The sequence below is a fragment of the Flavobacterium bizetiae genome (assembly GCF_024271895.1).
Lineage (GTDB): Bacteria > Bacteroidota > Bacteroidia > Flavobacteriales > Flavobacteriaceae > Flavobacterium > Flavobacterium bizetiae.
Genome location: NZ_CP091861.1, coordinates 595,267 through 616,868, shown reverse-complemented (window position 1 = coordinate 616,868; position 21,602 = coordinate 595,267). Strand labels below are relative to the sequence as shown.

The window sequence follows — 21,602 nt, the reverse complement described above, 5'->3', positions numbered from 1 at the left end:
AGTTTACTTTTGCGATGAAATTTACGCAGAAAAATGAATGATTGTATTGTCATAATCCCCACTTACAACGAAATCGAAAATATTGAAAGTATAGTTAGAGCTGTACTTTCGCAACACAAACCCTTTCATCTTTTGATTATTGATGATAATTCGCCCGATTTTACGGCCAATAAGGTAATTGCGTTGCAGGAAGAATTTCCTGATAGATTGTTTTTAGAAAAAAGAGCCAAAAAATCAGGTTTAGGAACTGCTTATGTTCACGGTTTCAAATGGGCTTTAGAGCGCAAATACAATTACATTTTTGAGATGGATGCTGATTTTTCTCATAACCCCAATGACCTTGAAAAATTATTTGATGCTTGCCATTTTGGTGGAGCAGATCTGGCTATTGGTTCTCGTTATGTAACGGGAGTAAATGTGGTAAACTGGCCGTTAAGCCGTGTTTTAATGTCTTATTTTGCCTCTGTTTACGTGAAGTTTATTACCGGAATGAAAATTCACGATGCCACGGCAGGTTTTGTTTGTTATAAAAGAGAAGTTTTGGAAAAAATCAATCTTAACAAAATTAAATTTGTGGGTTATGCTTTTCAGATCGAAATGAAATACAGAACCTATTGTGCTAAATTTGAAATTACTGAGGTTCCTATTATCTTTACAGACAGAACAAAAGGAGTTTCGAAAATGAGCAATGCCATTATCAAAGAAGCAATTCTTGGTGTAATTTCACTAAGATTAAAAAAACTAGTCAATACCTTATAATACCACAATGGCGATGAACAGGATTTTAATAAAGAATGCTAAAATTGTAAACGAAGGATCTATTTTTGAAGGTGATGTCTTAATCGAAAACGACCTGATCGTTGAGGTGGCAGACAGCATCAGCCTAAAATCATCTGATTGTAAAGTAATCGATGCCGAAGGAAGTTATTTAATTCCGGGTGCAATTGATGATCAGGTACATTTTAGAGAACCGGGCTTAACACATAAAGGAGATATCGAATCAGAATCGAGAGCGGCAGTTGCAGGAGGAATTACTTCTTTTATCGAGCAGCCCAACACGGTTCCTAATGCAGTTACTCAGGAAATTTTAGAAGATAAATATCAAATTGCTGCGGTGAAATCATTTGCGAATTATTCGTTTATGATGGGGGCAACCAATGATAATCTGGAAGAAGTTTTAAAAACCAATCCGAAAAATGTTGCCGGAATCAAGATTTTCTTAGGTTCGTCTACCGGAAATATGTTGGTAGATAACGAAGCGACTTTAGAAAAAATATTTTCAAGTACGCCAATGTTAATTGCGGTACATTGCGAAGATGAAACTACAATCCAGAATAATCTTGCTGCTTTTAAGGAGCAATATGGTGATGATGTTCCGGTGACGGCGCACCATTTGATCCGCAGTGCTGAGGCTTGTTATATTTCATCATCAAAAGCAGTGGCACTGGCAAAGAAAACAGGAGCACGTTTGCATATTTTTCATCTTTCGACTGCGAAAGAAATGGAATTGTTTACAAATAAAATTCCGTTAGAAGATAAAAAAATTACCGCTGAGGTTTGTGTACACCATCTTTGGTTTACCGATGAGGATTATAAAACAAAAGGAAATTTCATTAAATGGAATCCTGCTGTAAAAACTGCTCAGGACAGAGCAGAACTTTGGAAAGCATTAAATGATGGTCGTATAGATGTAATTGCTACAGATCATGCACCACATACCAAAGAAGAAAAAATGCAATCTTACCTTAATGCGCCTTCAGGAGGTCCGCTTGTACAACATGCTGTTGTGGCAATGTTTGAAGCACATCACCAGGGAAAAATTACTGTAGAAAAAATCGTAGAGAAAATGTGCCACAATCCGGCTAAAATTTTCAAAATCGAAAAAAGAGGTTTTATAAAAGAAGGTTATTTTGCTGATTTGGTAATCGTAAATCCAAGTTTACCATGGAGCGTAAAACCAGAAAATATCCTTGCAAAATGCGGATGGTCGCCTTTTGAAAATTATACTTTTAAATCAAGAATTACGCACACTTTCGTGAATGGTGAACTGGTTTATAATAATTTTAAAGTAAAAGACCTTCGCAACGGAAAAAGATTATTGTTTGATAGATAAAAAGCTGAAATGAAGAATTGTATAGTAATAATATTGGTTTTGTTTCTTTCTGTAAGTTGTAAAAAAGAGTTGGTCAAACAACCTGCAAAACTTATAGAGAAAGAAAAGATGGTCGATATTATGTATGATTTGTCTCTTTTGGACGCAATGAGATATCAAAATCCACTTCCGCTGGACTCAGTTGAAACAGATCCTGTAAAATTCATTTTAAGAAAATTCAAAGTCGATAGTTTACAGTTTGCTCAAAGCAATATGTATTACGCAACCGATTATGAGGGTTACAAAGAAATGTTTGACGAGGTAAGTAAACGATTGGCTGTAAATCAAAGAGCTACAGACTCGATCTTGAAAATCGAAGAGAAAAAAGCAGCAAAAGAAAAAAAGAAGAAAGAAAAAGATTCGATTAAAGAAGCTGTTAAGAAACCTTTGAAACAACAAGCTACCATCGATTCGATAAAACAATTAATACAATTAAGAAAAAAGAGATAGATTTTACTTCAAACTATCTTTTATATATTGATGCACATCTAGAAAAACCGTTCCCAGAGCGGTTTTTATTTTTTCATTAGCATACAGATTTTTAGAATAAGAAGCTTTTGCAGTTGCTTTGGTAAGACGTCTTTTTTGAAAAAACAAAGTTGAAAATACTAAATCTGCCATCCAGAGGAAATTCATGAATAACGGTTTTGCATGTTTGGCTGGCCTTTTTACTTTTAAGGTATCGGCAATTGTGTTTAGGATGTCCTGAAAAACAATATTATCTGCAATTAAAGTAAAACGCTCGTTTTTGATGTCGCTTTTCATTAATTCGTGCGAAATTCGAACCACATCAACTACAGTAATAAAACCAGTGCTTCCAAGTGTGTAAAAAGAAAGTCCGTTGGCTACTTTTCGGTACAATTCAACACTTCCTTCATCGAAGATTTTTGTCGCTGCAATTGGTCCTAAAATCACACCCGGGTTGATAATTATAATGTCTAGGCCTTCCTGAAGTGCGCGCCAGACTTCCATTTCGGCACCATATTTAGAAATAGCATAATCGCTGTGCGGTTTTTCCGGATTCCAGTCGGTTTCTTCTGTAATGTAAGTTTCGTGTGGTGCTATATCTCCTAAAGCCGCAATAGAACTCACATAACAGAATTTCTTTACTCCTTTGGCAATCGAAAAATTAACCATATTCGCCGTTCCTTCGATATTAGTTTTTCGAAGAGATTCTTCATCTTTAGGGTCAAAAGAGATAAAAGCGGCACAATGATAAACGTAGTCGATATCTATAAAAGCAACTTCTAACGAGGGAACATCAAGAATATCGGCTTCAAGCCAATTGATTTTTTCGAATAAATCTCCTTTTTTATACAATTCAAAAACCGATTTTGTTTTTTGAATGTTATCCTGATTTCGGTAAATCGCCCGAACATTTTCTCCATTTTCAATTAAATGAAGCAATAAATGCGAGCCTACTAAACCTGTTCCTCCAGTTACTAATACCATTTTGTAAAGATATTGAATGATTTACTAATTCGAAATTATTTCTTGTAATTGATTTTAAAAAGTTGATTAAAATAGTATTCAAAACCACACCTAAAAGAAAGAAAAATATTACTTTTGTATCGAAATATTCATTTGTTTGATGTTGTAGAGATTATAAATTGTTTAATTAATCAGCGAAGTAAGAAATGACAAAGTTTGATGTGAGAAGAAGAAAAATTATATTATGGTTTTTAGGATCAGGTTCGTTTTTATTGTTTTTAATGATTCAGTTACTCGGATTTGATAATGACCTGGCCAAGGTTTATTTTTTATGTTTTAGTATTTTATGTTTTTTTATAGTGTTGCTTTTTAATGTTTTCTCTTTTTTGCGTAAAAGGGATTTAACGGTATAATTTTATTCGATTTTAAATCAGTCGTTCAATTCATTTTTGAGATTGCAATTCACAATTGCTATATTTGCACAAATTATTTTAAAAATGAAGAATCTAGTTGAAGAATTAAAGTGGCGAGGGTTATATCATGATAGCATGCCAGGAACGGAAGAACAATTGCTAAAAGAGGTAACGACGGCATATATAGGTTTTGATCCAACGGCAGATTCACTACATATTGGTAGTATGGTTCAGATTATTTTATTGGTTCACTTAAACAGAACCGGTCATAAAGCTATCGCCCTGGTAGGTGGTGCAACCGGAATGATTGGTGATCCATCTGGGAAATCTGACGAAAGAAATCTGTTGAACGAAGAAACTTTGGCTAAAAACGTTGCGGGAATAAAAAGTGTTTTGTCTCGTTTCTTAGACTTTAATTCAAAAGAAGCAAATGCTCCGGTTATGGTAAATAACTATGACTGGATGAAAGAATTCTCGTTTATTGATTTTGCCCGTGAAGTTGGAAAGCGTATCACGGTAAATTATATGATGGCGAAGGATTCAGTAAAAAAGAGATTTGCCGGAGAAGGCGAAGGAATGTCTTTTACAGAGTTTACCTATCAATTAATTCAGGGATACGATTTTTATCATTTATATAAAAACAACAATTGCGTTTTGCAAATGGGAGGTTCTGACCAATGGGGTAATATTACCACAGGTACAGAATTAGTGCGTAGAATGGGAGGAGAGAATGCAAAAGCTTTTGCTTTGACAACACCATTAATTACAAAAGCTGACGGTTCTAAATTCGGAAAATCTGAAGGTGGAAATGTTTGGTTAGACGCTGATAAAACTTCGGTATATAAATTTTACCAGTTTTGGGTAAATTCAACTGATGTTGATGCTGAGAAATACATCAAAATCTTTACTTTTTTAGATAAAGAAACGATTGATGCTTTGATCGAAGAGCATAAAACGGCTCCGCATTTAAGAGTTTTACAAAAGAAACTAGCTGAAGAAATCACGATTTTTGTTCATTCTGAAGAAGAATTAGAGAAAGCGATCCAGGCTTCGAATATTTTGTTTGGAAATTCTACTGCAGACGATTTGAAGAAATTAGATGAAACTACTTTTTTAGAAGTTTTTGACGGAGTTCCGCAAGCTGAAATTGCAAAAGCAGATTTAGAAAACGAATTGGATATTATCTCGGTTTTAAATGAAAAAACAGGTTTCTTTAAATCAAACGGAGAAGCGCGACGTGCTTTAACAGCAAACTCAATCTCGGTAAACAGAGAAAAAATAAAAGAAGATTTTGTATTGACATCAAATGATTTAATCAACAATCAGTTTGTGTTATTACAAAGTGGAAAGAAAAACTATTTTGTGATTAGAGTGGTTTAAAAGGTTTAACTGTTTAATCGGTTAATTGTTTAATCGAGTGCAAAAGCGATTAAACGATTTAACAAATCCACGATTTAACATCAAAGCACCATCAAATTACAACCACGAATATCAGAATTATCAAAACGTCCCAATACCTCGAAAGAGTTGTTGGGATTTTTTTTGCCCAAATCCTGCGTGGCGATAAAAGAACAAGAGTTGATGTTGGCTAAATCGATAACGTTTATTCCGCCTGTTTTTCCATCTTTCACGTAAGTGAGAGCATCTTCAGGATCGCGAATTAAAATGTGCATCCATGACGGACATTCGAAAACGCCTTCGCCTAAAGAATAGGCTTGCCCTAAAAGTTCCGTCATTCCGTATTCTGAGTGAATTGCAGTAACGCCAAAACCTTTGCAAAGTTGTTCGTGCAATTCTTCGCGAATCATTTCTTTACGTTTTCCTTTCATTCCTCCGGTTTCCATAATGATGGTATTCTGAAGGTTGAATTGGTGCTTTTCGATTAAATCTAATAAAGCGTAAGTAACTCCAATTAAAATAACATTTTGACCGGATTCATCAAGAGCTGTTAGTTTTTTTATTAAGTCGTCGTGATTGTGTAAATAAAAGCCGCTGTCAGGCTGATTGGATAGCTTTATAAGATCTTCGACCATATAAATTAACGAAGAGCCGTCGCGTTCGAGATAAGACGGTAAAAGGGCTAAAACAACATAATCTTCGATATTGCCGTAAAACTGAGAAAATCCATTGCGGTAACTTTCCTCATATAGGGAAACATCGGTCACTATATGTCGGCTTGTAATCATTCCGGTTGTTCCGCTGCTGGTAAAAGTAACCTGAGCAGGATCGTTGTTAGAAACAACATTGTGACTTTTGAAAAACTGAATAGGTAAAAATGGAATTTGCTCCAGCGATTTTACCTGTTGTGGATTTACTTTTAAAAAATCGCAGAAATCACGATATACGACGTTATTCTCATGTTGAAAACGAAACACTTTTAAAGCGATCTTTTCAAATTGTTTCTGACTCGAAATCGTAAATATATCGTTGGATGTAATCAAAACTTTTTTGTGCAAAGATATTGTTTTTAGTTTTTAGTCGCAGTTTTCAGTGGGAGTTTTTGGTATGTAGTGAAATTGAAAAATAGGTGAATGCTAAATGTTGTGTAAAAACATAAAGATGATACTTCTAAATATTTCTTATCACAAAGAGTCGCAAAGCTAATGAAATAAAAAGCTCAGCGTTCCTGGTGATCTCTGAAAACTGACACTGGGACTAAAAACTAAAAAAGCTCCTGAAAAGGAGCTTTTTTATGATTTATCGAATAATGAGCTTTCTTGTTGCAGAAGCATTTTCTTCGCTTATTTTAATGATGTATACACCTGGAACAAGTTCTGATACATTTAATTCTCTTGAACTTAAATGTGTTTGAAGTACTTTTTTACCCAGAACATCAAAAATTATAATTTCTTTTTCAAGGTCATTTTTAGACGAGATGGATACTTTTCCGCTTGTCACGGGATTAGGGTACAAGCTTAGACCCTCAATAGTAGTTGCCTCTTGAGGTTTTGGTAATTGCTTGCTATCTTGCGCCGAGACACTTATAGTAAAGAAAAAAGCCAATAAGAATGTAATATAAAAGTAGTTTTTTGCCATCGCATTTTTTTGATTACCGTAAATATACAAAAAAAATTACAAAAAGTGCGCCAAAAAAAAACATCCTAAATTTTTAGGATGTTTTTAACAATTTATATGTGAAGAACTTATAGTTTCGCTAATAGATTTACACCGTCAACTGTAGCCCATGCACCACCAGTTAAAACAGCTCCTGTAGCAGTAGTACTAACTGTCCAATTTGTTGCAGGAACAAAACTAGCTGCAGTTACTGTGAATACAGCAGGAACTCCTGAAATGAACGTAATTGGAGTATTAGTGATTTTCACGTTGTTTAATTTGATTTTTCCTCCGGCAACTTGATGATCATAAGTAGCTTTGTCTAATATTTGAATAGCACCACCTTCATAAGCTTTTGGAGTAGTTTGGCTACCAAAACCATCAATTACGATGTTGCTGTAATCACCATTTCCTTCTTTTTTAAATTGGATAGCATCTAATTGAATTTCGTTTTGTGCTTCTGTAGTTGTACCAGCAGCTCTTCTAAGAGTAATACCAGTAATTTTTGGCCAGAATGCATTGTCAACACTTTTAGATTCTACTTCGATACCGTAGTTAGCAACACCTGTTTGGTATGCATACCAGTTTGAATTGTCTTGACCTCTCCATCCATCTTGCCAGTCAAAAGAGTCATCACTATTACCGTAAGAAATTGAGTTTGTTAAGCTTACAGTTCCTCCGTAAAATTCAAAACCGTCATCATTACCTTTGTATGAAACTAAGTGATCTAACACAGTTCCTGTTCCAACAGAGTAGAATGAGAATCCGTTATTTTCTTTACTGTTAGTTGTAATTACTTGTCCAGCATATTCAACTCTTACATATTTCAATGAACCTCCATTGTGAGCTGCATTTGAACCTCCGTAAGGTAAGTTTAAACCATCTTCTGAAATTGCTGTTTGTGGAGCAGGAGCAGTTGCTGAGTTTACGATTGGAGCATCACCGTACATGATGATACCAGCCCAAGAACCTCCTAATTTTGATTTTTCAGTAAAAACGATTGGAGCATCTGCTGTACCGTTAGCGATTAGTTTTCCTCCATTTAATATAATAAGACCGTTTTCTCCTGTAGTTTTGTCGCAAGTAATTGTACAACCTGGCTCAAAAGTAAGAGTTACACCACTGCTAACTTTGATCATCCCTTTTAATGTATAGTTACCGTAAGCATAAGTTTTATTTGCTGTAATATTTGAAGATATTTCTCCAGATACTGGTTGTTTTACGGGTGCATCGTTATTGTTGTCACTTGAACATCCTGTAAAGATACTTCCTAAAACTGCTAAGCAGAATACTAATTTTTTCATAAGTTTTGTGTTTTGTTTTATTTATTTCAATCTTGAACAAATGTAACCCGAGTCTCTTTTAATCTATTTAAGAGAATGTTATCAAATTATTACTCGTTATTTAAGCTTGTGTTTTGTAATTGTTAAGTGTTTCTTAAAATGTGTAAGATACATTCATAGAGAAACCTACTCCTTTTTTGTATTCTCTTACTGTAAGATCGTTTTCAGTTATTTCAATTCTGCTCTTGTCACCCATTTCTATTTTATAAGCTGGGTTTAAAAGGTTGTCTATAGAAAGTTTAACATCAAATTTGTCTGAAATTTTGTTTTGCCAGATAAAGTCAAGTTTACCATACGGCATTTCATAATAATTATCTAATCCATTTGTACCTACGGCGTAGATTCGTTTGCTATAAACATTATAAACCATAGTCATAGAGCTTTTCCATTTTTCACTAAATACTGATTCATATCTAAGGTCAGCATTTAAGATCCAAGGAGAAGCTCCTTGTAATTTTCTAGATGGATTCTCGTCAGCTGTAATGGTTTCTGGGTTGTTCACTCCATTTTCAAAAACTTTATTAATAGTTACTTTTGTATCCATTAATGAAGCATTTGCACCAAATGAGAAATTAGATAATGATTTCGAAATTCTTTCTAACTGGAATAAGAATTCTAATTCAGCACCATATAATACAGCTTTATCAGAATTACCGTATGTTATGATTTGTCCACCGCTTCCTGCTGAAGTCGTAAATAATCTTTCGATAGGATTATCTATCATTTTAGTGAAAACTGTAGCAGAAATTAATTCCTTACTAGTTGGGAATAATTCGTATTTTAAATCAAAGTTATAGTTCGCACTATTAGTCAAAAATTGATTACCTCTTTCTATGGTACCATCTGGATTTACAAATTCAAGAGGGTAAGACTCCATAATTACTGGTCTTGTAATAGTTTTTGAAGCTGCAAATCTTAAGTTTGATTTTTCATTTACCATATATTTTGTATTTATAGACGGTAAAATATCTGTTTTATCATTAATTATATTTTCATATGGATTTTCAAAACTTCCTGCTTCCTTATATTTTGTATCTCTATGAGTTTGTTCAACTCTTGCTCCTACATTCAATTCAAATTTTTCAGAGAATTTCAAGCCTAAATCTAAGTATCCGGCGTTAACAAATTCTTCTAACATTGCTTTGTAAGTTGAGTTTGTTCCTTCTGAGTAAGTGAATTGGTTATTTAAAATTTCATTTCTCAAAGTAGCATCAGGAGTATTCGTTGGGAAAGTAGCACTGTTATTTGAATCTTTTAACATTTGTGATACTAGAAATCTGAATTCAGATCCCATTTTGTTCATATAGCCGTTATATCCTGCTGTAAGTTTGTGTGATTTACTTAGATCTTCATTTCCAAATTTCCAACTGTATTCTACTAAACCAGAGATATGTTGGTCGCCTTTAAAATCAAGATATTGTCTTGTTATACTATTACCGGTATATGAGATTGAAGTTGTATTGTCATCAGTTTTAACACCTTTAAAAGATTTTCTGTCAGGAAGTTCGTATTGTGTTGTAGAGTACGAAACACCAGATTTTAAAGTGTGTCTTTCATCCTCAGTTATTTTATAAGTACCAAACAATTGTGTGTTAAAAAAATTAGACTGTTGCAATTGATTCATTCTTATAATACCATTTGTTTGGGCTACGTTAGAATTTGTGTAACCTATCTGATCTTGTATTAAGTTTTCAGTCGACTTTAGGTAGATCGTGTTTGATGTAAGAGAAAGTCTTTTTGTTTTATAAGTTAAACCTAATAATGCAGATGAATTTGTGATAAATTTATACTGTGTTGTATTTAAATTATTATCATAATTACCTGCTGCAGTATTAAAGATTCTGTCAGCTCCACTTCTGATTTGATATTTATTCTCGTAGTTTAATGATACCAAATATTGAAATACATTTTGGTTTTTACCTACGTTGAATTTTTCTGAATGAGTAACTCCAAAACTTGTATTTAACGGAGCTACGTCACTTTTAACGTCAAACCCTGAACCAAATCCGTTTGCAGCCTGGTCTGTAGTTAATGCTTGGTTACCTGGAGTTTTGTTTAAAGCAGATGGTAAATCTCTTTCGTTTCCAGAAAATCCGAAGAAATCAGATGTTGAAGTCGCGTCTCTCGAAATAAGGAATTTTTTTAGGTTATTGTTGATTGTATAACCAGCTCCAAAATTAATTTTTGTTTGACTTTTTCCTGTAGCAGTTGTTATAATGTTAAAAGTTGCTCCAGCAAAATCACCGTATAAATTAGGATTGAAAGTTTTGTATGTTTCTAAAACGCTTACAATATCTGTTGGAAAAATATCTAACGGAATGATTTTTTTGAATGGATTGTTTGACGGAACAGCCAGGTCGTTAAGTAAAAGAGTGTTGTAACGATCCTCTAAACCTCTCACAAATAAACCCCTTCCGTCTACTTTAGTGATTCCTGTTACTTTTGTCAAACCTGCCTCAACATCGCTAACACCTTTTCGTGACATTTCTTGTGCACCAATACTTTGTTTAATAACAACAGCATTTTTTTGGTCTAGTAATAAGGCCGTTTCTTTTTCTTTGCTTGCTGTAGATTTTACAACTACATCCTTAAGAGTATAGCTTCCAGACGAAAGTACCTGATTTACTTTGATAGTTTCATTTGCTTTAACAGTTACTGGTTGCTCTACAGATTCATATCCAACAAAACTAAAAATAAGAATGTAGTTTCCTGGATTTACGTTCAACGAATATTTTCCGTCAATGTCAGTGTTCGCGCTTGTTGTAGTCCCTTTTACTAAAACATTTGCGAAAGGTAAAGGCTGATTGTTGGTTTCTTTGTCGGTTAATACACCAGAAATCGTACCTTTGTTTTGCGCGACCGAAATCGTACAAATAAATAATGTAATAAATAGAAATTTTAAATTGAATTTCATTTCAGTGTTGTGTTTAATTTATTTTTGTGCAAAGAAAGAAACGCCGTGTAAAGTTCATGTTAGGCACTTGTTATGTTTTTGTGTCTTGTAGATTATCAAATTGTTACCAGATTAAATTACCGTTAACCGCAATTTTTAACGGTTATTTTGTTAGTATATTTACGCTGTGAAATAAAAAACATCGAATGTATAATGAAGAAAATTTGATGTAAAAATCTCAATTTTTGCTATTTATGAAAAAAACACAAACCAAGATTTTATTAGTTGACGATGAACCAGATATCTTAGAAATCGTTGGCTATAACCTTGCTCAGGAAGGCTACCAGATTGTAACAGCTTCTAACGGAAAAGAAGCTATTGCAAAGGCTCAGAAAGAATTGCCGGACTTAATTATTATGGATGTAATGATGGCCGAAATGGATGGAATGGAAGCTTGCGAACACATCAGAAAAATCCCTGAATTAAATAATGTTATCATAACATTCTTAACAGCGAGAAGCGAAGATTACTCACAAGTGGCTGGCTTTGATGCAGGTGCAGATGATTATATCACCAAACCAATAAAACCAAAATTACTGGTAAGCAAAGTAAAGGCTTTGTTAAGAAGGTTAAAAGAACAAGAAGTTGTTAGTGACACTCTAAATGTTGGCGGAATCGAGATTAACCGAGAGGAATATAAGATCATAAAAGGCAATGTAGAAATTGCTTTACCAAGAAAAGAATTCGAATTATTTTATTTATTGGCTTCAAAACCTGGAAAAGTTTTTAAAAGAGACGAAATCCTGGATAAAGTTTGGGGTAATGAAGTGGTAGTAGGAGGAAGAACAATAGATGTTCATATTAGAAAACTACGCGAAAAAATAGGAGAAGACCTTTTTAAAACCATCAAAGGTGTTGGTTATAAATTTGAAGTCTAGACATTCAATAAATATTTGAACCATATAAGTTATATAAGTTCATTTAAATTATAGTACAACATACTTTTCGAATCAAAGTTTATCTTTGTCAAAGTTCAAAACTTTGACAAAGATTTCTTTTTTTAAGTTCTTAATGTATTATACAATTGCGCTTTACTTTAAATGAACTTATATAACTTATATGGTAAAAATATAATCTCTTAATAATATCAATGAAAATTAATTTTAAAAAAACATACAAATTTGCTGTAAAGTCGGCATTATACATAAGTCTTTTCGGAACAGGATTTGTACTAATCCTGATGAATTTATTCTATAAAAATCAACTGAAACATCAGGTTGCATTTGGGATTATTTTTATTATTTCAATTTATATTTTCTCATTTCTGGTATTGCAATATCGTGTAGAGCGATTTATTTACAGAAGGGTAAAGAAAATCTACGATGAGGTTTCGTTGTTAGAATCTACGACATTAATCAATCAGCCTATTACTACAGATATGGAAACGCTTTCGCGTGAAGTGAAAAAGTTTGCTACCGACAAAAAGCTGGAAATCGAAATGCTCGAAATTCGTGAACAATACCGCAGAGAATTTCTTGGTAACGTTTCGCACGAATTAAAAACCCCATTGTTTACGGTTCAGGGTTATGTTTCGACTTTGCTTGATGGCGCGATGGACGATAAGAACATTAGAAAAAAATATTTAAAACGTGCTGAAAAGGGAGTAGAGCGTCTTATATATATTGTAGAAGATCTGGACATGATTACCAAATTAGAATCAGGTGATCTGGATTTGAATATGACTGATTTTAATATCGTCGAACTTATTCAGAACGTTTTTGATTTGTTAGAAATGAAAGCCGACAAAAAGAAAATCAAATTGGCTTTTGAAAGCAAAAATGTACAGTCGGTTATCATTCGCGGAGATCAGGACAGGATTCAGCAAGTTTTAGAAAACCTGATTGTCAATTCTATCAAATATGGTAAAGATGGCGGTTTAACCGAGGTTGGTGTGGTAAACTTAACTAAGAAAAAAGTCTTAATTCGTATTAGCGATAACGGAGAAGGAGTTGAAAAACAAAATATTCCAAGACTTTTTGAACGTTTTTACAGAGTTGATAAAAGCGGAACCCGTTCAGAAGGTGGTTCTGGTCTTGGATTAGCGATTGTAAAACATATTATTGAAGCTCATAAAGAGAAAGTATATGTAGAAAGTGAATTCGGAATTGGATCTGAGTTTTCTTTTACACTCGAAAAAGCCCATAAAGCTGTAAAAACCGAAGTTAAATAATTGTAAGCTGATTTAAGCGAAGTGCCTTAAAATAAGGCGTTTTAACAATTAATCAATTTAAAGCAAAACTTCGTAACATTAAATTTTTATTATAGTAACATCCTGTTAATGATTTCTTAACATTGATGCTACATCTTTGTACCCTGAAATTAAGGGATATTAGAGAAAGGATGATAAAAAGAAAATTAGTTGCCGTTTTATTGCTGTTGAATTTTGCAGCAAATGCTCAGGATTTAAATAAACAGGATGTAAAAAACGAAGTAATGCGTATTTTAGATTCTATCAACAAAGCAAAACTTCCGGACACTAAATCCGGAGGAGGAGTTGAAGAACACTGGTATGACAGAATTTCTTTAAGAGGATATGCACAAATACGATACAATGGTCTTTTTTCTACAAATGATAAAGTTTCCTGCGAACAATGTGATAAATCCTGGGGGACAACATCTACTGATCCGGATGCAAAAGCGAACAACGGACTTTTTATCAGACGTGCACGTTTAGTGTTTTCAGGGCAAGTACACCCTAATGTGTTTTTTTATTTCCAACCTGATTTTGCGAGTTCGCCAAGTACAGGAATCCAGAATTTTGTTCAGATTCGTGATTTGTATTTCGACCTTTCTTTTGATAAGAAAAGAGAATATCGCGTTCGTGTTGGGCAAAGTAAAATTCCGTATGGTTTCGAAAACATGCAATCCAGTTCACAGCGTTTAGCATTAGATCGTAATGATGCGATGAATAGCGCCATACTAAACGAACGTGATTTAGGAATATTCTTTTATTGGGCTCCGGCCGAAATCAGAGAGCGTTTTGCCATGTTGGTAAAAGATGGTTATAAAGGTTCTGGTGATTATGGAGTTTTTGCTTTTGGAGTTTACAATGGGCAAATTGCCAATAAACTTGATGGAAACAGAGATTTAAATGTTGTTGCCAGATTAACCTATCCTTTTGTTATTGGAAGCCAGATTATCGAACCAGGAATTCAGGCTTACACAGGAAAATGGGCTTTTACAGGCGAAATTTCACCGGGAGTAAAAGTCAATGATCCGCAATATGTTAAGGACCAAAGAGTAGGAGCAACGTTTGTTTTGTATCCTAGACCTTTCGGAATTCAGACAGAATATAATATTGGTACAGGACCTCGTTACAATACAGTAACCAATACGGTTGACGAAACAGATTTAAACGGTGGTTATGTTTTGCTGAATTATAAATTAGATATTAAAAAACAACACATATATCCTTTTGCAAAATTTCAATATTATGATGGAGGAAAAAAATACGAAAAAGACGCCAGAAGTTATGTCGTTAGAGATTATGAAATTGGTATAGAATGGCAGCCCATTAAAGCTTTTGAGTTTACAGCCGAATATGTCATTGCCGACAGGACTTTCGAAGACAGTGTGCTTCCTATCAACCGTCAGCAAGGAAATTTATTACGACTGCAAGCCCAGTTTAATTTCTAAAATTAATCTTCGAAAACGCTAAATAGCGAATCCCAGTCGATATCTTCGTTAAACTGAGTTAAACCTTTAAACGACTTTACTTTTGAAAGATCTTCAATGGTAAAGTCGTTTTGCATTGCATACGGTACCAGGTTTTCTTCCTGAAGTTTTATCGCTAAATATTCTTGCTCATATTGTCCCGGAGTTGGAATAAAAAAAGCTTTTTTACCCAATTTTGCCAAATCCATTACAGTTGTATAACCCGAACGACATAAAACAAAATCACTTTCGTTAAAGGTTTGTTCCAGTTGTTTTGAGTTCATAAAATTGTAATACGTAACATTTCCGGCTTGCCATTTGGTTTGCGTTTTCTCTACAATACCTTGTACAAAAACCACTTTACCTTTATAATTGGCCACTTCTTTTTGAAGTTTCTCGTCTAAAAAAGTACGCTGAGGTTCAGGTCCGGACAAAATCACCATCAAATCATATAATTTTGGCGTTTCCTTTTTACGCATTCTGCTCAAAGGACCAATATATTTTAAGTTAAGATGATTGGTTTTAAGATGACCCAAGTTACCGGTTAAATTCACCGTTTCATTGGTGTCGGGAACCCAGCATTCATTGTATTTTTTTATAATATACTGATGGCATTTACTAGTAAACCAAGTCGTGTTTCCGGTCATGACATTTAATTGATGTGTCATAAAAACAGATGGGATTTTTTTACTGAAAACACCTAATCGGTTGTCTGAAATAATACCATCGATCCCATGTTTTTTGATCCAGCGGTTCACCATTTTTTTCTCATCTAAAATAGCGACAATCATTTTAGGTAAACTTTTAATCAGCTTCCATTTAAAGTTTTTGCCATTTTTAGCATATTCAATATGATAAGAAGGTAACTCCAGTGTTTGAATGTATGGAAATTCCTTTCTTAATAATGCCAGGGCAACTCCATCAGAAGCTATTATCGGGATAAAATTATTTTCTTGAAGCGCTTTTATAATTGGGATACATCTTGTGGCATGGCCTAATCCCCAGTTTAATGGAGCAACTAAAATTGTTTTGTTCGCAGAATAGTCAATGCTCATAGTTTAACGCTTTTTAAAAACGAAGATAAAGAAATAAGCTTTTTATGTTATTTCGTACATATTACTAAATTATTAACTCTGATTTAAGCTTCTAAGTTTCTAAGGTACTAAGATGCTAAGTTTTTTGCTTGTTAAATAAAAAAGCCGAACATAAGTCCGGCTTGAAGTTTTTACCTTTATAATATATACATCTTAGAACCTTAGCATCTTAGAGCCTCAGAACCTTAGAATCTCAGCACCTTTAAACTAATCCTGAATATAAGTTTTATTTCCGTTTTTATTGATGTAGTATTTACCACCTTTTGGTCCTGTATATACCTTTTTTCCGTTGTATTCTCCGGTAACTTTATCGGCTACTTTAGGAGCTTTTTCGGTAGTTTCTTTTAATGTTTTAGTAGCCGTTTTTTTCGTTGCTGTAGCATCTTTTTTAGCTACAGTTGCTTTGGTTTCAGCTTTTTTTGCGTCTGCCTTAGCTCCTTCTGCTGCTGAAGTTGCTTTTTTTGAAGCTTTAGTAGCATCGCTTTTTGCTTTAGCTGCTTCTTTGTCGGCTGCTTTTTTAGTTGCTGCGGCACTTGCTGCCGAGGCATCTGTGGCATCTTTGGCTGCTTTTTTAGATTTTGCAGCTTCTTTTTTCGCATCGGCTTTTGCTTTATCCGCATCAGATTTAGCTTTTTTAGCCGTCGCTTCAGTCTTGCTTTTAGCTGCTTTTGTAGCAGTTTCCTGGGCGTAGAAATTGGTAGATAAAACCACCATTAAGCAAAGTAATAATAATTTTTTCATAAGGTTTCCTATTTAAATTTCAATTAAAATTAATCAATTTATTAATACGTTTTTCGTAAAGTGTTAAAAATAAGCACGAAGCTGAACATTGCCCGTATGAACAACTGATCCCGTCTCACTTTTTCTCCCCTGATAGTTTAAATTTACATCCAGAAACTGAGTTAAGTTCTTTTGTAAAAGCAGTTTCCAGACTAAATTTTGCCCTTCCTGAAGCCCTTCGAGCATCTGAAATCCTACTGATGAAAATTCGTTTCCGTTAAATTTATTTTGGTAAAAAGAAAACTCTCCGTTTAAAGTTACTTTTTTCTCTCCCGCAAACGAAAAAGAAGTTCCAAGTCTGTTTTGAACTAAAGTTTCGAAATCGCCAATTTGATTTTCTTTGTTCTGAAATTCATAGAAAAAATCTAAACTCGTATTTTTAGAAAACAAATAACTAATTTTTGGTGCCAATTGATACCCTCTTAAATCGTAGTTTTTTTCGACAAAATCTTTAGAAACTAAGTTGGTATTGATGGTTTTGGTAAAGAAGTTGAACAACCAGCTTTTTTGATACAAATGAGTATACTGCAATTGATTGGAACTGTTTCGCACATTTTGCGAACCTATAGACAGTAAATTTTTACCTTTATTAATAAGGTAGGTATATGTTACCGAATGCTTTTGTTTTCCGCGATTATAATACAGGCTGTTTCTAAAACTCGAATTCAATCCTAAGATATTTTCTTCAGATGAATCAAATGGGTTGAGTTCTAAACGCTCGCCCTGGCTTTTTACCTTTCGATCCATGATAAAAGAAGTCTGATTGTAAAAATAAGAAGCGATTTTTTTAAAGCCCGTTTCGTTTTGCCATTGCAGCGGATTCAGGGCAACAGATTGCGAAAATTTATTTTGATTGGTTTTAATATAAATCTGGTTGGGTAAAAAGATGCGAACATATTTGGCCTGATCCGGAAAAGCGGCAATTTCAAACTCCTCTAATTCCTGAATTCCGTTGCCGTTATAATCGTTCCAGGTATAAACACCCTGACCTGTTGGCACTTCAACATAAGTAAATTCTTGTTGCGCAATAGTTCCGGAACTGGTTTCGTAAGCCGTACCAATTTGCATGAATTGATTAAAGAATCGATCGTTGTAAAGTATTCTCGAATTTAAGGACGGCTCATTTTTTCGGGATGAATTTATAAAATCAAGATTACGATAACTGGCGTAAACCGCTAAATCGGTTGTTTTATTCTGAATAAGTTTTGACTTTAAATAATACGTTTGCGAATTGTTTACGTGCTGCAGCAATCCGTTTTGCAAACTATCATTTCGGCGTTGCAAATACCCAATTTCTACATATACTTTAGTGCTGTCTCCACGACCGAGAAAAGCGCCGTATTCTGTGAATCTTTGGCTTAAAGCCGAAAACTGATTGCTAACTTTATCCCGTTGCTGATTATTTTCGAGTTGCATACTCGCGCCAATCCAGTTTTTGCCAAAATGATATTTTGTTCTGGTTTGATTTCGAATAAATTTCGAAGTAGAATTTGTCGCGTCACTATTCATAAAACTGCCTTGATTTTCGATCGTCCAGTTTTTTAATTTAAATAATGCAGTCGTGGTATGTCTTGCCCCGGAATAACTTTCGGAGTAATCTAATTTTTCAAACTGATAGGTAAACAAACCAATATTTGAGGTTTCTTTTTTAGTAAATAAATCAAAGTTTAAACCCGTAACCAATAAGCTCTGATTGCCATAAAGGGGTTCGTTTAAATTCCAGTCTCTGTTAAATTCTATATTATACAATCGCTCAACAGATCTAAAATCTTCCTGAACAAACTGATAGTTAGCAAAACCATCTAAAGTCCATTCGCGGGTAAAAAGACGTTTTTTGATGTTGGTTTTAAGTGCAACTCCGCTATTATCTCCATCATCAATTTTCGAAAATAAATTTTTGTCGTTGTTGCTTATGGCAATTTCAAAATCTACCAGCGTTTTTTCGTCAGGATTGTATTTTCCTAAAAAAGTAGCCACTTGCAATTTTATTGGAGCAACTAATTGTACGATAGGTTCATAATTTCCTTGTAAAACACCGCTTACCGGAGGAACATATTCATAAATACGTTCTACCGAATTGTTGTTTTGAATGATGTAATTTCCAAGATTATTGCCCATGAGGCTAAACTTTACATTGTATAAAACATTGCTCGCATCATTAGAATATTCATAAGCTTCTACAGAATTGACCAGTATTTTTTTATATAAAATTTTATTCTCAGCATAAGTATCTTCATAAGCTGATGGCGCTTTCATTAAATTAGGATTGTCTCCCGCCTGACTCAAAATCTCCACTTGTTCTGTTGAAAGATTTTGTTGAAGAGGCTGGTTTTTCATATCATTTTCAGAATAAATATAACCGCCAAAACTCCAGTTTTTATTTTCATGAGTCGCGCCGGCATATGTAACCAGACGATTATAATTGCGTTCAGAATATTGATATTCTACATTAATACGCATTTCTGATGTAATCGTAAAAAGAGAGGTAAAAGTAATTTCTCCCGCATTATAGTCAATTACATAATCGTTGTTTTCGCCGCGTTTTAGCAAAATACCATTTACATAAACACGCTCTGATCCTGAAATTACCAGAACATACAATTCTCCATTTTGTCCTTTTAATTTATAAGGTCCCTGATTACCTTCCTGCCCTGTAAAAGTACTTTTAGCATATTGGCCTTTTACAAAAGCGACCGATGCAAAAATATTGGTTTTGCTTTCTTCATCTCCAAAATTAAAACTGGTCGAAAGGCCTTGTACTTTTTTATTAAAATTTAAAAATTGAGTTTTTCTGTTTTCTAAAAAAACATCTCCCGCCCGAATGTTCCAGTCGTTGCTAAAAAGTTCTATAAAAATATTATCGAATTGATCCAGCTTTTGCGAATAACCACCATCCTGAAGCGGAATATTATTGTCCTGAAGAGAAGCCCGAAGACTTATTTTGTCTGATATTTTTCCGGTAATCTGAAGATCCAGATTAGAGTTTAAAACCGTATTTTGATTATTTCCCACCGTAACGCCACGCGTGATGCTTCCTGAAGTTACCAAACCATCAAACGGAGTGACTTTCTTAGTGCTGGTATTATCAATTCGATACAATCTTTCAGAACCAACATCATTGGTAACTACCTGATCTGATTTGTAGAGACTGTATTCTTTGGTTAAGAAATCAGGATATTTTAAATAATTTACAATTAAAGTATCAGAAAGAGTGCCTGCATTTTCGGTTAAAATCAAAGTTCCTTTTTGAAAATCGATTTTATAAAAACTAGAATCTATGATTTTGTTTTTTGTATTTAGAATTTCAAAAAAGCTGGAATTGATGCTGAATTCTTCGAGATGAATCGTGTCACGGCTTACAATTACTTTTTTCGTTTTGTACGATGATTCCGTTTCCTGTGCCTGAAGCCCGGAATACCAGATAAAAACCGTTAAAAACAGTAATTTTTTCAACATAAATACTTTAACTCTAAAAAATCAAAAGTAGTATTTATAATTGGGAAATTCCGAGTCTGTAATTTGGAGATTTTAGTTGTGTTTTTAAGGTTATTTTCTGCTTTTTATCTGACTGTACATAGAAAGAAAAATTAAAAGAGCCAATACAATTGAAGTTCCGGTTTTAATCATATTGCCCGTATGATCCGGGCTGTAGAAAAAGTAAGCTAAATAAAGACAGCTAATAATAGCCATACTATATTTGAATATAAAGAATTTCATGTTTTAGTGAATAAATTAATCAGGGGCAGTTATTCTTTTTTTGCGTTTAATGATTACTATGTTCCCCAAGAATAAGGAGAATTGCAATGACAATTAACGCTATAAAAACAGAATTGGGATTGGCAAAATTTATTGTCCAGCCAAATTCTTTTATTCTTTTAGGAGGAAATAATCTATTGTCTTTTGGATTATAATAGAACATTCCCCAGATCCAGTTATCCGGATCATTGTCCCAATCGTTATGGTTTTCCTGATCAGGTTTATTGTTTATGCCCATGGTTTTTTCGCACTTTAAATTTATTATTACTAATTAATTTGAAAGAAGATTTTTAACGATGTTTTTTCGAAAATCGGTAACCAAGTGCGATAATTATTATTAGAAGACATAAAAACAATGATGCATTACTCATATTGTGTAGATTAAGTGGTTAAGTTTTTTAATAGATTTTATCCCTGATTTCAGGTACTATCTACTTGTTTTTTGGAAAATCTAAATTACTGTTTTGTGCGCCTTTTTATTATGTGATTATCGGGTATTTTTAATAAGTAAATTATATCTGTTTTTTATTTAAAAATAGTCTCTTTTTTGTGAGTATATATTTATAAAACTGTCCTCTATGCTTTTAGAACGAAAAACTGTATTAATTATGCATACTGTTGTAGGTAATAAACTTAAAATACTTCGGAAAAACAAAAACATGTCACAAGAAGAAGTAGCAGATTGTCTTCATATATCTCAATCAGCGTATGCTAGAATGGAAAGCGGCGAAAGCCATTCGTGGGCAAATCATATTTTAACCATCTGTAAAATTTATGATATAACTCCTGAAGATTTACTCAAAGTAGATCTGGACAAGGGATCGTCTTCTAACAATACTGTAAATCAGATATCAGGTGAAATAATCGTGCAATACGAAGAACGCATCAAAGAGCTGAAGAAAGTAATTAAGGATTTGAAGAAGGATAAAAAAGCATTAAAGTCATAATTTTTTTTAGCTTTGTGAGAATAAA

18 protein-coding genes are annotated in these 21,602 nt (G+C 33.7%); 8 read left to right on the top strand and 10 right to left on the bottom strand.

The window, feature by feature from the left end; all coding sequences use genetic code 11:
* Window positions 1-33: 33 nt before the first annotated feature.
* From L0669_RS02895 to L0669_RS02885, 3 genes are read left to right on the top strand one after another with little or no spacing between them, the layout of a single operon-like run.
* Window positions 34-759 (top strand): polyprenol monophosphomannose synthase, encoded by a 726-nt coding sequence (locus L0669_RS02895; RefSeq protein ID WP_173970341.1) that lies wholly within the window; start codon window positions 34-36, stop codon window positions 757-759.
* Window positions 760-772: 13 nt separating this feature from the next.
* Entirely contained in the window at window positions 773-2,113 is a 1,341-nt protein-coding gene (locus tag L0669_RS02890) for a dihydroorotase (RefSeq protein ID WP_173970340.1), read from the top strand.
* 9 nt (window positions 2,114-2,122) lie between these two features.
* Window positions 2,123-2,602, top strand: coding sequence for a DUF4296 domain-containing protein (locus L0669_RS02885; protein ID WP_263761173.1), 480 nt, complete (start codon window positions 2,123-2,125; stop codon window positions 2,600-2,602).
* A gap of 3 nt (window positions 2,603-2,605) precedes the next feature.
* Here L0669_RS02885 and L0669_RS02880 read toward each other — a convergent pair whose 3' ends face one another.
* Entirely contained in the window at window positions 2,606-3,604 is a 999-nt protein-coding gene (locus L0669_RS02880) for an NAD-dependent epimerase/dehydratase family protein (RefSeq protein WP_263761171.1), read from the bottom strand.
* Window positions 3,605-4,080: 476 nt separating this feature from the next.
* Here L0669_RS02880 and tyrS point away from each other — a divergent pair, with 476 nt between their 5' ends.
* Window positions 4,081-5,376 carry a tyrosine--tRNA ligase gene (tyrS, locus tag L0669_RS02875; protein ID WP_263761169.1) on the top strand — a complete coding sequence of 432 codons (1,296 nt, stop codon included), beginning with the start codon at window positions 4,081-4,083 and terminating at the stop codon, window positions 5,374-5,376.
* Window positions 5,377-5,456: 80 nt separating this feature from the next.
* Here tyrS and L0669_RS02870 read toward each other — a convergent pair whose 3' ends face one another.
* From L0669_RS02870 to L0669_RS02855, 4 genes are all read right to left on the bottom strand, one after another.
* The gene (locus L0669_RS02870) at window positions 5,457-6,437 is read right to left on the bottom strand and encodes a LuxE/PaaK family acyltransferase (RefSeq protein WP_263763901.1); all 981 of its coding nucleotides are present in this window, start codon (window positions 6,435-6,437) and stop codon (window positions 5,457-5,459) included.
* A gap of 256 nt (window positions 6,438-6,693) precedes the next feature.
* Window positions 6,694-7,032 (bottom strand): T9SS type A sorting domain-containing protein, encoded by a 339-nt coding sequence (locus L0669_RS02865; protein WP_263761167.1) that lies wholly within the window; start codon window positions 7,030-7,032, stop codon window positions 6,694-6,696.
* A gap of 107 nt (window positions 7,033-7,139) precedes the next feature.
* Window positions 7,140-8,354 (bottom strand): hypothetical protein, encoded by a 1,215-nt coding sequence (locus tag L0669_RS02860; RefSeq protein WP_263761166.1) that lies wholly within the window; start codon window positions 8,352-8,354, stop codon window positions 7,140-7,142.
* A 133-nt stretch (window positions 8,355-8,487) separates the two neighbouring features.
* Window positions 8,488-11,307, bottom strand: coding sequence for a TonB-dependent receptor (locus tag L0669_RS02855; RefSeq protein ID WP_263761164.1), 2,820 nt, complete (start codon window positions 11,305-11,307; stop codon window positions 8,488-8,490).
* A gap of 233 nt (window positions 11,308-11,540) precedes the next feature.
* Between L0669_RS02855 and L0669_RS02850 the strand changes: the two genes are divergently transcribed.
* The 3 genes from L0669_RS02850 (at window position 11,541) to L0669_RS02840 (ending at window position 14,982) form a co-directional block, all read left to right on the top strand.
* Window positions 11,541-12,224: a response regulator transcription factor gene (locus L0669_RS02850; RefSeq protein ID WP_041518469.1), complete on the top strand. Its 684-nt coding sequence runs from the start codon at window positions 11,541-11,543 to the stop codon at window positions 12,222-12,224.
* A gap of 212 nt (window positions 12,225-12,436) precedes the next feature.
* Window positions 12,437-13,516 carry a sensor histidine kinase gene (locus L0669_RS02845; RefSeq protein WP_173970332.1) on the top strand — a complete coding sequence of 360 codons (1,080 nt, stop codon included), beginning with the start codon at window positions 12,437-12,439 and terminating at the stop codon, window positions 13,514-13,516.
* A 170-nt stretch (window positions 13,517-13,686) separates the two neighbouring features.
* Window positions 13,687-14,982: a porin gene (locus L0669_RS02840; RefSeq protein WP_173970331.1), complete on the top strand. Its 1,296-nt coding sequence runs from the start codon at window positions 13,687-13,689 to the stop codon at window positions 14,980-14,982.
* A gap of 2 nt (window positions 14,983-14,984) precedes the next feature.
* Here the strand turns inward: L0669_RS02840 and L0669_RS02835 are convergent, their stop codons facing one another.
* The 5 genes from L0669_RS02835 to L0669_RS02815 all read right to left on the bottom strand — a co-directional run bounded on the left by L0669_RS02835 (window position 14,985) and on the right by L0669_RS02815 (window position 20,868).
* The gene (locus L0669_RS02835) at window positions 14,985-16,055 is read right to left on the bottom strand and encodes a glycosyltransferase (RefSeq protein ID WP_173970330.1); all 1,071 of its coding nucleotides are present in this window, start codon (window positions 16,053-16,055) and stop codon (window positions 14,985-14,987) included.
* Between the two features lie 246 nt (window positions 16,056-16,301).
* Window positions 16,302-16,835: a hypothetical protein gene (locus L0669_RS02830; RefSeq protein WP_263761161.1), complete on the bottom strand. Its 534-nt coding sequence runs from the start codon at window positions 16,833-16,835 to the stop codon at window positions 16,302-16,304.
* Window positions 16,836-16,898: 63 nt separating this feature from the next.
* Window positions 16,899-20,330 (bottom strand): hypothetical protein, encoded by a 3,432-nt coding sequence (locus L0669_RS02825; RefSeq protein WP_263761159.1) that lies wholly within the window; start codon window positions 20,328-20,330, stop codon window positions 16,899-16,901.
* Between the two features lie 90 nt (window positions 20,331-20,420).
* The gene (locus L0669_RS02820; protein WP_173970327.1) at window positions 20,421-20,591 is read right to left on the bottom strand and encodes a hypothetical protein; all 171 of its coding nucleotides are present in this window, start codon (window positions 20,589-20,591) and stop codon (window positions 20,421-20,423) included.
* A gap of 46 nt (window positions 20,592-20,637) precedes the next feature.
* Window positions 20,638-20,868, bottom strand: coding sequence for a DUF5808 domain-containing protein (locus L0669_RS02815; protein WP_263761157.1), 231 nt, complete (start codon window positions 20,866-20,868; stop codon window positions 20,638-20,640).
* 340 nt (window positions 20,869-21,208) lie between these two features.
* Between L0669_RS02815 and L0669_RS02810 the strand changes: the two genes are divergently transcribed.
* The gene (locus L0669_RS02810) at window positions 21,209-21,577 is read left to right on the top strand and encodes a helix-turn-helix transcriptional regulator (protein WP_263761155.1); all 369 of its coding nucleotides are present in this window, start codon (window positions 21,209-21,211) and stop codon (window positions 21,575-21,577) included.
* Window positions 21,578-21,602 lie beyond the last annotated feature (25 nt).